This is a genomic window from Faunimonas pinastri, from assembly GCF_900110915.1.
Lineage (GTDB): Bacteria > Pseudomonadota > Alphaproteobacteria > Rhizobiales > Afifellaceae > Faunimonas > Faunimonas pinastri.
Genome location: NZ_FOFG01000003.1, coordinates 191,243 through 206,276, shown reverse-complemented (window position 1 = coordinate 206,276; position 15,034 = coordinate 191,243). Strand labels below are relative to the sequence as shown.

Genomic DNA, 15,034 nt, shown 5'->3' with positions numbered 1-15,034 from the left:
CACAAAAGATCAGAACTGCTGCTCCTGCCGCCCGCGAACGAGCTGCGACAGCGTGACGGCGACGACGAGCGCGCCGCCGTAGAACATTTCCTGGATGAACGAGCTGAACCCCAGGAAGACGAGCCCGGTGATGCCGGTCACCAGGAAGTACACCGCCACCGTCGCGCCCCATGGGTTGAACCGGCCCGGTACGATGCAGGTGGAGCCGAGGAAGGCCGCCGCGAAGGCGGGGAGCTGGTAGGACGTGCCGGATACGGGATCGGCCGCGCCCTGCGTTCCGGCATAGAGCACGCCCGCGAGCGAGCCGAGAAAGCCGGAGCAGACGAGGCAGGCGATGCGGATCCGGTCGGTGTTGATGCCGCTCAGCCGCGCCACCTCGCGGCCCCGTCCGACGAACAGGATGCGACGCCCGACGGCGGTGTATTCCATGAGGTACCAGATCACGAAGGCGATCCCCATGGCGTAGTAGAATTCCAGCGGGATGCCGAAGAGCCGCTTCACGATCACGACGTTGATGAGGCTCATGGAAATGCCGCTGATCGTCATGGAATCGCTGATCCAGAGCGTCAGCCCATGCAGAAAGGTGCCGACGCCGAGCGTCACGATCAGCGAATGGATACGGAAGATCGTGATCAGCAGCCCGTTGATCAGCCCGATGACCGCGCCGAGCGCCAGCGCCGCCAGAATCGCCCAACCGATCGGCACGCCGTGATTGACGTTGAGGACCGCGATCAGGATCGACGACAGCGTCATCGTGAAAGCGATCGACAGGTCGAAATCGTTGGCGGTCAGCGGGATCAGCAGCCCAAGCGTGACGACGACCAGCACCGACTGCGAGCCGAGGATCGTGGAAAGGTTCGCCCAGGTCAGGAACGTGCCGGGCTGCAGAAAGCCGAAGATCCCGATCAGCACGAGCCAGACGAGGATCAGGCCCAGTTGCTCGCCGCGCTTGATCAGGGTCCGGGAAATAGAGCCCCTGCGCTCCGTCTGGAGGGTCGGGCCGGCCACATCAGTTCCATTTGCCATTATGTCTGTCCCCGGCCCTATGCTGCGCCAGCGAGGCTGCGCTCGGCGATATTGTCCTTGGTGATCTCCGCTCCGGTCAGCTCGGCCACGACGCGGCCACCCGCGAAGATCAGCACGCGATTGCAGATCGCGGCGAGCTGCTCGTAATCGGAGCTGGCGCAGAGCACGGCGGCGCCCTGCGACGCGGCGTCCGCGATATGGCGGAACACGGTCTGCCGCGCGCCGATGTCCACACCCTGCGTCGGCTCGTCGAGGAGAACGAGGCGCGGGGAGTTCTGAAGCCACTTGGCCAGCAGCACCTTCTGCTGGTTGCCGCCGCTGAGCGCCGCCATGTTGAGCGTGGGATCGGCGGGACGCACCTCGTAGTGCCGCCCCAGGTCGCGCGCGCTCTGCGCCATGCGGCTGCGGCTCAGCCACCACGGCCGGAACCGGGTATCGAGCACCGGCATGGTGACGTTGTCGACCACCGGCAATGCCCCGACCGCGCCCGCGTTCGGCCTGTCGCCGGGGATGAGGACGACCCCTTCGCGGATCGCCCGACGCGGATCGAGGCTGGACAGATCCAGCCGGTCGGTGCCGAGTTCCAGAATGCCCGAACGTGCCCGGCGGGCACCGAACAGGAGATACGATACCTCGTCATAGCCCGAGCCGATCAGGCCGGTCAGGCCGACCACTTCACCACGGCGAACCTCGAGGGAAAAGTCGGCGACCGTGCCGCCGCTGAGATCGCGGACGGAAGCCGTGACCGGCTCCCGACTCTCCGGCGTCGCCGGTCGTTCGGCGAAGGCGATGCGACGACCGATGATCGCGTCGATGAAATCCTGCCGGGTCGCCTCCTTCGTCACCAGCGCGCCCGCGACCTTGCCGTCGCGCAGGATCGTGGCGCGGTCGGTGATCTCCATGACCTCGTCGACGTCATGGGAGACGAAGATCACGCTGGCGCCCTCGGCTACCACGGCACGCACCACGCGAAAGAGCTGGTCGACATCGCGGCGCGGCAGAAAGGGCGTCGGCTCGTCGAGGATCAGCAGGCCATTGCCCTGCGCCGGCCCGGCTGCGTCCTCGCCCTTCCCGTCGGCCCGGATCTCGCCGGTGGCGCGGACGATGGCCAGAAGCGCGCGCTGCACCGGCGACAGGTCGGACACCGGCGCCGCCGGGTCGATGCTGAGCCCGTAGCTGGCGAACCGCTCCGCCGCGCGGCGGCGTTCGCGCGCCCAGCTGATGCCCCAGAGCTGTTCTTCCGCCAGCCGGCCGATCAGCAGGTTCTCCACCACCGTCAAGCTCGGGACGAGACCCAGATGCTGATGGACGAAGCTGATGCGGTGACGGCGAAACGCGCCCGGCGCCAGCGGCATCGCGACGTCCTCGCCGCAGATCTCCAGCCGCGCGCCGGGATCGGGCGCGTGAAAGCCGGCGAGCACCTTGATCAGCGTCGACTTGCCGGAGCCGTTCTGGCCGAGCAGCCCGTGCACCTCTCCCTGGCGCACCTCCAGCGCGGCATTGTCGAGCGCCCGCTGGCCGCCAAAGGTCTTGGACAGGTTCGACAGGACCAGAGCCGGAGGCGCGAGGGCGCCTCCGGTGGAGAGTACGGCCGAAGCCGGCATTACTTCAGCTTCCAGAGGTCGTTGTAGCCCTGCACGTAGGCATCGCCATAGCCCTTGGAGAGCTGCGGCGGAGTGCCCGCATCCTTGGCGTTGTCCTTGTTGAACAGGTAGAACGGGATCTTCGGATCCTTCGGCACCGGCAGGCCGCACAGGCGGCGCATCTCGGAATCGAGGAGCGCATGGCCGATCCAGTCGAGGTTCTCGCCGATATCCATCTCCACCTGTCCATTCTGGACGAGGCCCAGCACGAACGGCGTGCCGTTGAAGGCATCCACCTTCACGCGCGACTGCGCGCCCGTGATGGTCACCGCCGGCACGACGAACTGGGACATGCTGTCATACATGACGATGATGTAGTTGATGGTTGGATCGGCCAGCAGCGCCGACTGGACGGCGGGCGTGATGCGCGTGCCCCAGTCAGGCACGGCGAAGTTCATCACCTTGGACTTGCAATCCGCGCAGTGCGCCAGTTCGGCTTTCATGCCGGACATCATGGAATCCGTGGAGAGCGGACCGGTAGAGATCAAGATCAGGGCATTCATGTGCCCCTTGGTCTGCGTCACCGCCCAATCCACGAGCAGGCCGCCAGCCTTGGCGTAGTCGATCGGCACGTCCCCATCGGCGTATTTCATCACCTCGGCGGTCTGCTCCATGCCGCTGTAATGGGAGGCGATGACCGGGATCTTGGCGGCGCGCGCCGCCTGCACCTGAGGCACCAGCACGCGCGGATCGCTGCCGGCGAGCAGGTCGATCAGGTCGTATTTCTGGTTCACCGCGGTATCCATGCCCTGGACCCACTGCGAACTCTGCCCCTGGTTCTCCCAGGTCGTGAACTTGAAGCCGACCTTCTTGGCGGCCGCCTGCATCGCCTTCTCGATATTGGCGGTGAAGGGATTGGCGCTGGAGACGGGGATGCTGAGGATCGATTTGCCCTTCATGCAGGCTGCCGCGTCGAAAGCAGGCCCGGGCGCTTCGAACGAAGGCTTCTTCGTCAGCGGCTCGATCTTGCTGGAGAAATAGGAGAGATCGTCGGCACTGGCACTCGCCACGGCGCCGATAACGGTGAAACCCGCCAGCGCCGCAGCCGTCAAAAGGCTCGTCTTCCACGTCATCTATATTGTCCCCTCTGCTTTCGCAGGGGCTATCGCAATGACCGTGCCAATTGGCGTGCATGAGCACAATTTTTGTCAGACAACCCGATTATCCCAGGAATTCCGCCCCTCGTCGACGGGAGCAGCTCGGGCGGAACGAGCTGTCGGGATCGCGCAGTTGCGCTTTTCGGCTCGTCGAGCGTCAGGATGCTGACCGGCATCACGATCACCTCGATCGCTCGGACGAGAATGTTCTCCAGCACCGTCGGGGTATCCCCCCCCGGCGCCGTTCGAGGATCTCCGCCGAGATGGGGACTACGCTCTTGCGTCTCCGAAGGTGTCGTCGATCTTCATGGAATTCGCGAGAAGCTGCGGATCGCGATTGACGAGACACTGGAACAGCGCCTCCGCCAATCCCACGGCGACGACACGGTCGAGCACCTCCGCGCTTCCGGGCAGGCCCGCTCCGGTCGGAAGGTGCAGGGAAAGATCGGCCTGTCTGGCGAGTGCCGAGGCCGGAGCGCCCGAAATGCCCACCAGCCGGGCACCGTTCTGCCGGGCCACCTGCGCGGCCCAGAGCGTCGATCGGGTCGCGCCGGAATAGGAAATGGCGAGCGCCACGTCGCCCGGTCCCATCAGCGATGCCAGCGTCACCTGCGTGTGGTGTTCCTCGGCAAAGCTGATGGGCAGGCCGAGACGCACGAGGCGCATGTAGATCGCGTTGCAGATGGCCGCCGACTCGCCCGCCCCGAACAGGCTGATGTTGCGGGCGCCTGCGAGCCAGTCCGTCAGCCTTCCGATCTCGGGATGGTCGGCCAAGAGCCGGCCCATGGCCTCTGCCCGGGCGGCGATCGCCAGCATGACGCGTTGCGCGATTTCGCCCGGTCCTTCCGGCTTTCCCTCCGCCGGCCTTGAGCCCTCGTGCCGTCGCCCCTCCTGCGCCAGCAGCGCCTTGCGCATTTCCTTCAGGCCGGGATAGCCGAGCTTGCGCGACAGGCGGTCGATGCTCGAACGGCTGGCGCCGGAGCGCTCGGACAGATCGGACGACGTCATCACGCCCAGTTCATAGGGGGAGATCCCCAGAAGATGCTGCACGATGCGACGCTCGGCCGGAAACAGGTTCACCGCCGCCGCGCGTTCTTCGAAGGCCAGGTCTTCACTAAAGTCCTGCACGGTCCCCCCTCACATGCTGCATGGCACAATTTGCGTCCTTATCTAAGCACGCCGAATCCACTTGCGGGACATTTTGTGTCATATTAGTGTGCCCGTACGGCCATCAGAGCCGAACAAGGTCACGGATCCAAGTGGCCGCCTAGAGGAGGAAGATCATGAGACATTTCGCGTCAAGGGCCATCGGCGCCTGCCTGCTGGCAGCCACGTTGGCCGCCCCGCATTCCGCGTCCGCGAAGGAACTGAAGCAGGTCGGGGTCTCGGTGGTGGATCTCGGCAATCCGTTCTTCGGCGCGATTGCCCAGAGCATCGAGGCACAGGTCAAGGCCGCTTCCCCGGGTGCGAAGACGATGATGCTGTCGGCCGACTACGATCTCGGCAAGCAGTCGACGCAGTTCGACAACTTCATTCAGGCCGGCGTCGACATGATCATCGTGTCGGCGGTCGATTCCAAGGCGATCACCGCCGCGATCAACCGGGCAAAGGCCGCGGGCATCGTGGTCGTCGCGATCGACAACACCGCCGACGGCGCGCAGGCCACCGTCACCACCGACAACGTCACCGCCGGCAAGCAGGCCTGCGGCTATATCGTGGACAAGCTTGGCGGCAAGGGCAACCTCCTCATCGTCAACGGCCCGCCCGTTTCCGGCGTGATCGACCGCGTCGCGGGCTGCAAGCAGGCGCTCGCGGGCAGCCCCGGCATCAAGATCCTCTCCGACAACCAGAACGGCATCGGCACGCGCGAAGGCGGCCTCAACGTCACGACCGCGCTTCTGACCGCCAATGACGACGTGAACGCCATCTTCACGATCAACGATCCGTCGGCGATCGGCGCGGATCTCGCCACTAAGCAGATCAACCGCACCGGCATCGTCATCACCACGGTGGACGGCTCTCCCGACATCGAGGACGCGTTGAAGGGCAAGACCCAGATCCAGGCCTCATCCGCACAGCTTCCGTCCGCCCTCGCCAAGGCCGCGGTGGACGCCGGCATGAAGCTGATGAACGGCGAGAAGCTCGACAAGCCTTCCGTGCTGGTCGCGCCGCAGCTCATCACGCGCGACAATGTCGGCAGCTACAAGGGCTGGAAAAGCGGCGGCTGATCTCCGCGGCCTGATCCTCCCCAGCCGCGACTTGCGTGCCGGTGACGCCGGCACGCCTTCTTCCAACTCAAAGCAAGGGCGGAAGACGCCCGATCCAAGGTACCTCTCATGCCGATCGTATCCCTCGACCGCCTCCTCAAGCACGCTTCCGACAACACGTATGCGGTCGGCGCCTTCGTCTCGATGAATATCGAGATCATCCAGGCGGCGATCAGGGCGGCTGAAAAGAAGAACTCGCCCGTGGTGATCCGCATCCACCCGGATTCCCGCCAGATCACGAGCTTCGAAACCCTGACGACCGTTGCAAAACAGCTGGCCTCACAGTCCTCGGTGCCGGTCGGCCTCAGCCTCGATCACGGCGAAACGCTCGGCGACACGGTGGATGCGATCCGCGCGGGTTGCACCAGCGTGATGCTGGACGCCGCCGAGGAGCCGCTGGAGGAGAATATCCGGCGCGTGAAGCAGGTGGTAGATGCGGCAACGCCGCTCGGCGTGCTCGTCGAGGCCGCGATCGGCCACATGGAGCATGGCGCGGTGCAGGGCGAAGACGACCTCGCCAACATCGAAGAGGCGGTGAGGCTGGTCCGCGAGACCGGCGCGACGATTCTCGCCCCGGCGATCGGCAACGTGCACGGCTCCGCGCATGGCGAGACAAAGGCGACCCCGAACCTCGCCATCGACAGGATCCGCCAGCTTCGCGAAGCGACCGGCATCCCCATTTGCATGCATGGCGGTTCCGGTACGCCGCGCGAGCAGATGCGCGCCGCCACCGAGGCAGGCGTGGCGCTCGTGATCCTGTTCACCGACATCATCACCGCCTACAACACCGAGCTGAAGCGCGTACTCGACGCCAATCGGATCGGCATCGCCATCATCGATGCTCTCGTCCCGGCCCAGCACGCGGCGCAGGCCGTGATCGAGGAGAAGATGGACGACCTCGGCTCCGCCGGGAAGGCTTCCGCCTTCACCGAGTGGGCACGGCAGACCGCCTGATCATGCGCGCGCCCGGTTCCGTCATCGTCGGCATCGACATCGGCACGACCAACCTGAAAGTCGTGGCGGCCCGCCCGGGCGGCCATGTCGAAGTCGTGGTACGCCGGTCCATGGTGGTCGATCATCCGGAGCCGGGCGCCTCCGAGTTCAATCTCGATGCCCTCGACGCGAACCTCGTCTCGGCGCTGGCTGAACTCGCTAGCGCCTTGGACGCCAAAGGAATCGCGCCGGGCTCGATCGCCGGGATCGGCGTCGCCAGCATCGGCGAAAGCTTTGTCGGCCTCGATGCCGAAGGGCGCCGGCTGACACCTTGCCCGACATGGTTCGACCGCCGCGCGTCCAACACGCGCCCCGGCTGGGGCATGGACGCGGCGCGCTGGTTCGATATCACCGGCATGGTGGACGACGACATCTACACCGTCCACCGCCTTGCATGGTGGCGGAACCGGGATCGCGCCGAGTGGGCTCGGGTGCGGACGTGGCTCATGGTTGCGGACTATGTGACCTTCCGCCTGGCGGGACGGCAAGTCGCCAGCCCCTCGCTCGCCGCTCGCAGCGGCCTGGCCGACCGACAGACCGGCGACTGGTCACAGGCGATCCTGGACGCGGCCGGGCTGGATCGCGGCGCCCTGCCACTTCTCCAGCCATCGGCAAGCATCGCCGGCGGGCTCACCCCCGAGGCGGCAAGAGCGACGGGATTGCTGGCGGGAACGCCGGTCGTGAACGCCGGGCACGACCATCCCTGTGCCGGCCTGGGTTGCGGGCTGGTCGTGCCGGGCCGGATCATGGATTCCACCGGCACGTCGGAAGCGCTGAAGACTGTTGCGCCCCGGCCGCTGAGCCATGCCGAGGTGGGCGGGGGACGATACGACTGCTATCCGCATGTCGTCCCGGGCCATTTTCTCCTGTCCGGCCATATCCCCTCTTCGGGCGGGATGATCGATTGGCTCCTGCGGTTTCTGTCCGGCCCGCGACCGACCCCGGAGATCGCCGCACTGCTGTGGCAGTCGGCGGAAGCGGCCCCGCCGGGCAGCGGCGGCATCCGGGTTTCACCGTTTCTCGCCGGCACGGGCGCCCCTTGGAACGACCGCGAGCGGCGTGCCGACATCTCGTTCGTCGATGCGCAATCCTCCCCCGGTGCCGTGCTGCGCGCCGGCGTGGAGGCGCTGGCAGGCTGGCTGTCCGTCAATCTGTCCGAGTTCGAGACGATCACCGGATGCAGTCCCGGCACCTTGACGCTGACCGGAGGCGCTGCTGCCCGCAACCCGCTGATCAACGCGATCAAGGGCGCGATGATCGAGAGGAATTTCACGCGCCCGGACGTGCAGGAAGCGGCGGGCCTCGGTGCCGCGCTCGTGGCGGGCCTTGCGGTGGAGATCTTCGCAACCGGCGAAGAGGCCGCCCGCTTGCCGGACGTTCAATGGCACGACGTTCCATTCGATCCGGCGCTGGCCGCAACCTACGGGGAGATACGGCCCTCGATCCATGCGCATCTGCAAGGACACGCATCGTCCTGCGCGGCTAGGTCACTGCCGGAACGGGCATCCATCGTTCGGCGAGCGGAGCTTCGGGAGTAAGCCGGCGTTCGTCACGAACACCGGCCTTCCCCTCCGCATCGACTTCCAGCGACGGCCTTCTTGCTGAGGTTGTTCGCCGTCGCATCCCGCCGGGGAGCTAAGTCGTTGTGCGGAACGCCGGTCCCGGCCACGTTGACCTGTTCTATTCCCACCTCAGGGTCAGGATTGGGTGCCATCTCGCCGTTCCGCCGAACCGCGCCCTCTGTTGCGAGTTTCAGGCCGGGAGAACCCGACGACATCGATCGAGTCGCCCTCGCGGCGAGGCCTGATACGGCCTGAGCGACCTGGGCGCGCGACTGACGCCGCCTGGACGATTGCCGCCTCCCCATCCCGACCGTCACGTTGCTGCGCGGCAACGACCACTGCCTTGCGAAGACTTCCACACAGACCGGGCGGCCGAAAGGAGGGGAGGAAAGCTCCACGTCAGCAATAAATACGCTGGTTGCTGCGGGAGCGGTCGAGAAGGTTCTGCGGCGCGAGGATGAGCTCTCTCACCTTATCAGGCGGACCGCAGTGGAGATTTCCGACCGCCTGGATCAGGCCTGACGCGCATCGGCACCCGGCGTTCTGCCCGCGCAAAAGCATTCCGTTTTATCACCGGGCGGACGGATTCACCCGAGACCAAAGACGATCGACCGGATAGGCCAGCCCGGCGCATCGGATAAGCGATCCACGTGCGCCCGCCCCCTCCGCCATGGGCGCAGGGAACCGGTTCAGAGAGCGTCGAGTTTCGCCGTCGCGATTTCACTTGATGTGACGACGACCGTTTCGCTCGAGACGCGCCGTGACGTCTGAACAGGGTCGCCCCCCATTCCCCGAGACCGGCGCAGGTCGAGCACTCTCCGCTCGATCATCGTGCCGCCTTTGCTTGTAGCTGGCCCCGTTCAGGAGGTCGGACGTGGTGGAGCAACGTCGCCGGAACGGCGGGACGCCAGCGTGATTCCGATCCGAAGACGGTCGTGATCCGGCGGACGCATGAAGGCACACGGGCCTCCCGACCGCTCCGGATCCCGGCCCCGCACCCCTTGTGAGGCTTGCCCCAGAAATCCCGCCTGGGACGGGGCCGAGCGGGAGCCTGCCGCCGTGCGGCTAACCCGGCCCCGCGACGCGCTTGCGGGGCAGCATGATTCCGCTTGGAGAGCGGGCAGTTTCCGCGCGCGTTCGAAGCACCGGTTACGTTCGGTCCACGCCGGCAGGTTGACAGTCCAGAATGATTGATCCAACATAGAGTTCATATGGTTCATATAGTGGATCAAGGAGTTTATCTTGCTTTTCGGCATCCTTCCCGTTCTCCCCACGCCGTTCGACCCGGAAGGAATGATCGATCCTGTCGCGATGGCTTCGATCACGCGCTTCGCGCTTCGCGGCGGCTCGCAGGGCGTCGTATTCCCGGGCTTTGCCAGCGAGGTCGATGAGCTGACGCCGACCGAACGTGAAACCCTTCTCCGGGTCGTCGTTGAGGAGGTTGCGGGCCGAGTGCCGGTGGTTGCGGGCGCAAGCTCGGCGAATGTGGAGGACGTCGTGGAGCGTTGCCGCGAGGCGCTGTCCATGGGCGTGCGGCATGTGATGATCCAGGCGCCGAAGAGCGTCGGCAACACGGCCGATGATATTGGCGCCTTCTATGCCGCGATCGCCAAAGCCGTGCCGGACATCGAGATCGTCCTGCAGAACGCACCGGCGCCCCGCGGCTCCGATCTGGCGCCGGACACCATTCTGGAGATCGTGCGCGGCAATCGCTCGATCCGCTACGTGAAGGAAGAAACCCTCCCTGCCGGGCCGGCCATTTCGCGGATCCTGGCCGGCAAGCCCGACCACGTGGTCGGCGTGCTGGGCGGTGGCGGAGCGCGCTATATCATCGAAGAACTGAACCGCGGCGCATGCGGCGCCATGCCGGCAGCGGAGATCGCCGACGTGCATGTCGCCCTCTATGAGGCGCACAAGCAGGGCGATGTCGCCCTGGCCCGCGATCTCTACCGCCGCACCCTGCCGCTGCTGGTGATCCAGGCGCTTTGGCGGATGCGGTTCACCAAGTACGTCCTGACGAAACGCGGCGTCCTCAGAAACGACGTCGTGCGCGCCAGGATCGCGGATTTCGACGCGAACGATCGAAGCGAGATCGATGCGTGGCTCGAGAGCATCGATGACCTGCTCGCCACGGCGCCGCTGGTCCGGAGCGCCGCATGAGCGACCGGGTCGCGCGCGTCGAGGCGTTCAGCATCACCATACCGCGCGACGTGCCGTATCTCGGGGCGCTGCGCGAAGGCGAGGAGCCGAACGCACGTGGTTACTTCGTGCGTCGCGGCAATCGCACCGTGTATCCGACCGTTGACCGCACCGTCCTGGTGCGCATCGAGACGACGTCCGGAGCGGTGGGCTGGGGCGAAACCTACGGCATCGTCGCGCCGCGCGCGACCATGGCGCTGGTCACCGACCTGCTCGCCGACTTTGTGGTCGGGCGAGACCCGCTCGATGCCGCCGTGGTCCATGACGACCTCTACGACCTCATGCGCGTGCGCGGCTATACCGGCGGCTATTATCTCGACGCCCTCGCGGCCATCGACATCGCGCTGTGGGATCTTGCCGGAAAGCTGACCGGCCTGCCGCTCGTGAAGCTGATCGGCGGTCAGCGTCGGGACACCATACCGGCCTACATTTCCGGCCTTCCGAAGCCGGACCGAGCCGAAAGGGCCGATCTCGCCGCGCAATGGCAGGATCGGGGGTTCTCCGCCTTCAAGTTCGCCTCTCCCGTTGCCGATGACGGAGTGGCGGCCGAGCTGGCGGGCCTGCGCGAGCGGCTTGGCCCAGGCGCCCGCATCGCCTGCGACATGCACTGGACCCACACCGCCGAGCAGGCGATCGCGCTGATCCGGGCGATGGAGCCGCACGGGCTCTGGTTCGCGGAGGCGCCCGTCAATCCCGAGGACATCGACGGGTTGGCGCATGTGGCGCGCTCCGTCTCAACGACCATCGCGGCCGGCGAGGAATGGCGCACCGTCTATGATGCGGTGCCCCGCGTGGCGCGCCGTGCCTGCGGCATCCTGCAGCCGGAGATGGGTCACAAGGGGGTGACCGAGTTCATGCGGATCGCCGGCTACGCGCAGGCGCATCACCTGGAGGTGATCCCGCACGCGACAATCGGGATCGGCATCTTCCTGGCGGCCAGCCTGCATGCCGCAGCGGCGGCGGCGGCAGTGACCGCGCATGAATTCCAGCACTCCATTTTCGAGCCGAACCGCCGCTTCCTGGTGGGCGACATGGCATGCGAAAGCGGTGCTTACACGCTTCCCACCGGCCACGGCCTCGGCGTCGAGCCCTCCGAGGAGGCGATCCGCATTCTCGAAAGCCGAGCATAAGAAGCACGGTCCAAAGACCGAAAGAAATCAAGGGAGAGAAACGACGATGAAGCTCAGGAAACTTGCCCTTGCCGGCATGACGGCGCTGGCGCTCGCGGGCGTTGCCGCGACGTCGGCCTTCGCCGACACGACGCTGAAATTCGTGTCCTGGCAGAAGGACGAGCCGGGATACCGGGATTGGTGGGCGTCCGTCATCAGCGCGTTCGAGAAGCAGCATCCCGGCGTCAAGATCGAGTGGACCAAGGTCGAGCGGGGTGCCTATTCCGACACGATGACGACCTTGTTCGCCGGCGGCACGCCGCCCGACATCGTGCATCTGGCGTCCTTCGAGTACCAGAAATTCGCCGATAACGGCTGGCTGGAAGACCTCGGCCCGTACATCGAGAAGTCGAAGCTCAATCTACAAGGATGGGCCGGCCAGGAGACCTGCAACTGGAAGGGCCAGACCGACTGCATCATGATGCTCTATACCGGCTTCGTCTTCGGCTACAACGAAGATCTGCTGAACAAGGCTGGAGCCAAGGTCCCGACGAATTACCAGGAGTTCCTGGACGCCGCGCGCAAGACCACCAGGGACGTGAACGGCGACGGCATTCCCGACCAGTTCGGAACCGGGCACGAGACCAAGGGCGGCGGCGGGCAATATCTCACCGAGATGATGAATTACACGCTGGATGCGGGCGCTCAATTCACCGACCAGAACGGCAAGGTCACCATCGACACGCCCCAGATGGTGGAGGGGCTGACGCGCTGGAAGACGATCGTCAAGGATGGCCTGACCCCGCGCGACCTCACGTCGGCCGACACGCGGCAGCTCTTTGCCGACGGGCGCATCGCCATGAAGCTCGACGGCCCGCAGCTCTACCCGATCGTCCAGAAGGGCAAGGCCCGGGACCAGATCAAATTCGGCAAGGATCCCTTCACCCCTCCCATGGGCGGATCGTCGAACGTCCTCGCGATCGCTGCCGAAATTCCCGACGATCACAAGCAACTCGTCTGGGACTTCATCCAGATCGCCACCTCCGACCCGTTCCAGTCGAGCTTCGCCGCGATGACGACCTCACCCGCGCCGGATCCGCGCGCCGATATCGCGGAAGCGCGAAAAAAGGTCGCTGATTTCGACACGATCGTCGAAGCCGCCCGCAGCGCGTCGGCAGCGCATGTGGACCGGCTGCCGAAGGGGCTGGAGATCCAGTTCAACGAGTTCGCCACGATGATGATGAACGAGGCGAAGCGGATGATCATAAACGATCTCGACCCGAAGGACGTGGCCAAGACAATGCAGGCCAAGGCCGAGGCCATCCAGAATCAATGAGGCTGCGGGCGGCTTTCTCCCGAAGGCCGCCTTCTGCGCCGGGAACGGTCTCCATCATGCACATACTTCCACGCCTCGATCTCGCCCGTCCCAGCCGCCGGCACTGGCTGGGATACCTGCTGCTTGCCCCTGCGGTTATCCTGATCGCGTTCCTGATCGTCTATCCGCTGTTCATCTCGTTGGAGATCTCGTTCCAGAATGTCGGGATCGTGCGGCTCGACCTGCCCCACAAGCCCTTCACCCTCTCCAACTACACGCGCCTCTTCGCCTCGCCCGATTTCTGGAACGCGGCCTGGGTTACGCTCAAGCTGGTGGTGATCGTGACGGCGGCCTGCTTCGTTATCGGGCTGGGCACCGCACTTCTAGTCAACCAGCGGTTCCGGGGCCGCTCGGTGGCGCGCGTGCTGATCGCCCTGCCCTGGGCGGTTCCGGAGGTCATTGCGGTGGTGATCTTCTCCTGGATGTTCGACTCGTCGTTCGGACTGGTGAACTGGCTCGCGATCCAGTTCCATCTCAGCTCCGGGATGATCGCGTGGCTCTCCTCACCCGCGGGCGCGTTCTTCGTGATCTGCGTCGTCATGATCTGGAAGGGCTATCCCTTCGTTTCGATCATGGCGCTGGCCGGACTGCAGGCGATCCCCGACGACTATTACAACGCCGCCCGCGTTGACGGCGCGAGCGCCTGGCAGCGCCTTTTGAACATCACGCTGCCCTCGCTGATGCCCGTGCTGGGCGTGAGCCTGGTGCTCAGCATGCTCTGGGTCTTCCGCGACTTCTCGATCATCTACACCATGACGGGTGGCGGCCCGCTCCACGCGACCCAGACCCTGTCGCTCATGACCTACGAGCAGGCTTTCAGCTTCTTCAAGATGGGTTACGCGTCCGCCATCGGCATCGTCACCCTGATCATCTGCATCATCGCCAGCCGGCTGATGATGGGCCGCGCTCCGGACAACCTGTGACGCCATGAGACGAATCCGCACCTCGATCTTCCTTTATTGTGGCGTCGTGCTGGTTTGCGCGCTGCTGCTCTTCCCGATCTACTGGCTTTTCGTCACGGCGTTGTCGCCGCCCGATGCACTGCAGGTCCTGCCGCCACGTCTCTGGCCCGCGCATCCGCGCTGGGGTGTGTTCCGGGATGTGCTCGCGGCGCACCCGATCCTTCTCTGGCTCGGCAACTCCGCGCTGGCCGCGATCGGCGCAGTGGCCTTGTCGATGTCGGTCTCCGTCTTCGCCGGCTATAGCCTGTCGCGGTTCCAGGTGCGTGGCGGGCAATCGCTCGGCCTCTTCATCCTGATCGCCAAGATGCTGCCGGCGACGCTGCTGGTCATCCCGCTCTTCAGCATCTTCCGCAGCCTGCACCTTATCGGCAATCTCTGGTCGATCGTCCTCGCGCACTCCACCCTCATCATTCCGTTCACGACCTGGATGCTGAAGGGCTATTTCGACACCGTCCCACGCGAACTGGAGCAGGCCGCCATGGTCGACGGCTGCTCGCCGCTCGGCGCGCTCTTCCGGGTCATCCTGCCGGTCTCCACGCCGGGGCTCGCCGCCACGGCGCTCTACGGCTTCGTCCTGTCCTGGTCGGATTACGCCTATGCCCGGACTTTCCTCACCAACGCCCAGGGAAGCTGGACCGCCAATCTCGGCATCACGACCATGAAGGGCGAATACATCATCAACTGGAGCGACATCTCGGCGGCATCCCTGCTCGTCGCGCTGCCGATCCTGCTGATCTACCTGTTCCTGGAACGCTACCTGGTCGGCGGCCTCACCGCCGGCGCAGAGAAATAAGAGGCACA

Annotated in this window: 12 protein-coding genes; 8 read left to right on the top strand and 4 right to left on the bottom strand. The window is 65.6% G+C overall.

The window, feature by feature from the left end; all coding sequences use genetic code 11:
- Nucleotides 1-9 precede the first annotated feature (9 nt).
- From BMY25_RS06405 to BMY25_RS06390, 4 genes are all read right to left on the bottom strand, one after another.
- The gene (locus tag BMY25_RS06405) at nt 10-1,026 is read right to left on the bottom strand and encodes an ABC transporter permease (protein WP_092495791.1); all 1,017 of its coding nucleotides are present in this window, start codon (nt 1,024-1,026) and stop codon (nt 10-12) included.
- Between the two features lie 17 nt (nt 1,027-1,043).
- Nucleotides 1,044-2,630: a sugar ABC transporter ATP-binding protein gene (locus BMY25_RS06400; protein ID WP_092495790.1), complete on the bottom strand. Its 1,587-nt coding sequence runs from the start codon at nt 2,628-2,630 to the stop codon at nt 1,044-1,046.
- Entirely contained in the window at nt 2,630-3,742 is a 1,113-nt protein-coding gene (locus BMY25_RS06395; protein WP_092495789.1) for a sugar ABC transporter substrate-binding protein, read from the bottom strand. Before BMY25_RS06395 ends, BMY25_RS06400 begins: the two co-directional genes overlap by 1 nt.
- Before the next feature lie 294 nt (nt 3,743-4,036).
- Nucleotides 4,037-4,894, bottom strand: coding sequence for a MurR/RpiR family transcriptional regulator (locus BMY25_RS06390; RefSeq protein WP_092495788.1), 858 nt, complete (start codon nt 4,892-4,894; stop codon nt 4,037-4,039).
- A 155-nt stretch (nt 4,895-5,049) separates the two neighbouring features.
- On the opposite strand from BMY25_RS06390, the gene BMY25_RS06385 reads away from it, so the two are divergent.
- The 8 genes from BMY25_RS06385 (at nt 5,050) to BMY25_RS06345 (ending at nt 15,026) form a co-directional block, all read left to right on the top strand.
- On the top strand, nt 5,050-5,994 hold the full coding sequence (locus BMY25_RS06385) for an ABC transporter substrate-binding protein (protein WP_092495787.1): 945 nt from the start codon (nt 5,050-5,052) through the stop codon (nt 5,992-5,994).
- A 108-nt stretch (nt 5,995-6,102) separates the two neighbouring features.
- Nucleotides 6,103-6,987 (top strand): class II fructose-bisphosphate aldolase, encoded by an 885-nt coding sequence (locus BMY25_RS06380; protein WP_092495786.1) that lies wholly within the window; start codon nt 6,103-6,105, stop codon nt 6,985-6,987.
- Between the two features lie 2 nt (nt 6,988-6,989).
- Nucleotides 6,990-8,564, top strand: a complete 1,575-nt coding sequence (locus BMY25_RS06375; RefSeq protein WP_143061891.1) for an FGGY-family carbohydrate kinase — start codon at nt 6,990-6,992, stop codon at nt 8,562-8,564.
- Between the two features lie 1,266 nt (nt 8,565-9,830).
- Nucleotides 9,831-10,748: a dihydrodipicolinate synthase family protein gene (locus tag BMY25_RS06365; protein ID WP_092495783.1), complete on the top strand. Its 918-nt coding sequence runs from the start codon at nt 9,831-9,833 to the stop codon at nt 10,746-10,748.
- Nucleotides 10,745-11,917 carry a mandelate racemase/muconate lactonizing enzyme family protein gene (locus BMY25_RS06360; protein WP_092495782.1) on the top strand — a complete coding sequence of 391 codons (1,173 nt, stop codon included), beginning with the start codon at nt 10,745-10,747 and terminating at the stop codon, nt 11,915-11,917. The genes BMY25_RS06365 and BMY25_RS06360 overlap by 4 nt, the downstream gene beginning before the upstream one ends.
- A gap of 46 nt (nt 11,918-11,963) precedes the next feature.
- Entirely contained in the window at nt 11,964-13,232 is a 1,269-nt protein-coding gene (locus BMY25_RS06355; RefSeq protein WP_092495781.1) for an ABC transporter substrate-binding protein, read from the top strand.
- Between the two features lie 56 nt (nt 13,233-13,288).
- A complete protein-coding gene (locus BMY25_RS06350; protein WP_238858189.1) occupies nt 13,289-14,194 on the top strand; it encodes a carbohydrate ABC transporter permease in 906 nt (301 codons plus the stop codon).
- A 4-nt stretch (nt 14,195-14,198) separates the two neighbouring features.
- Complete coding sequence (locus tag BMY25_RS06345) at nt 14,199-15,026, top strand: carbohydrate ABC transporter permease (protein WP_092495779.1); 828 nt, start codon at nt 14,199-14,201, stop codon at nt 15,024-15,026.
- Nucleotides 15,027-15,034 lie beyond the last annotated feature (8 nt).

Bases quoted from the DNA above. Each gene is read 5' to 3' on its own strand.
- BMY25_RS06360 (WP_092495782.1), top strand. From the start codon at position 10,745: ATGAGCGACCGGGTCGCGCGCGTCGAGGCGTTCAGCATCACCATACCG.
- BMY25_RS06355 (WP_092495781.1), top strand. From the start codon at position 11,964: ATGAAGCTCAGGAAACTTGCCCTTGCCGGCATGACGGCGCTGGCGCTC.
- BMY25_RS06395 (WP_092495789.1), bottom strand. From the start codon at position 3,742: ATGACGTGGAAGACGAGCCTTTTGACGGCTGCGGCGCTGGCGGGTTTC.
- BMY25_RS06345 (WP_092495779.1), top strand. From the start codon at position 14,199: ATGAGACGAATCCGCACCTCGATCTTCCTTTATTGTGGCGTCGTGCTG.
- BMY25_RS06380 (WP_092495786.1), top strand. From the start codon at position 6,103: ATGCCGATCGTATCCCTCGACCGCCTCCTCAAGCACGCTTCCGACAAC.
- BMY25_RS06350 (WP_238858189.1), top strand. From the start codon at position 13,289: ATGCACATACTTCCACGCCTCGATCTCGCCCGTCCCAGCCGCCGGCAC.
- BMY25_RS06400 (WP_092495790.1), bottom strand. From the start codon at position 2,630: ATGCCGGCTTCGGCCGTACTCTCCACCGGAGGCGCCCTCGCGCCTCCG.
- BMY25_RS06375 (WP_143061891.1), top strand. From the start codon at position 6,990: ATGCGCGCGCCCGGTTCCGTCATCGTCGGCATCGACATCGGCACGACC.
- BMY25_RS06385 (WP_092495787.1), top strand. From the start codon at position 5,050: ATGAGACATTTCGCGTCAAGGGCCATCGGCGCCTGCCTGCTGGCAGCC.
- BMY25_RS06405 (WP_092495791.1), bottom strand. From the start codon at position 1,026: ATGGCAAATGGAACTGATGTGGCCGGCCCGACCCTCCAGACGGAGCGC.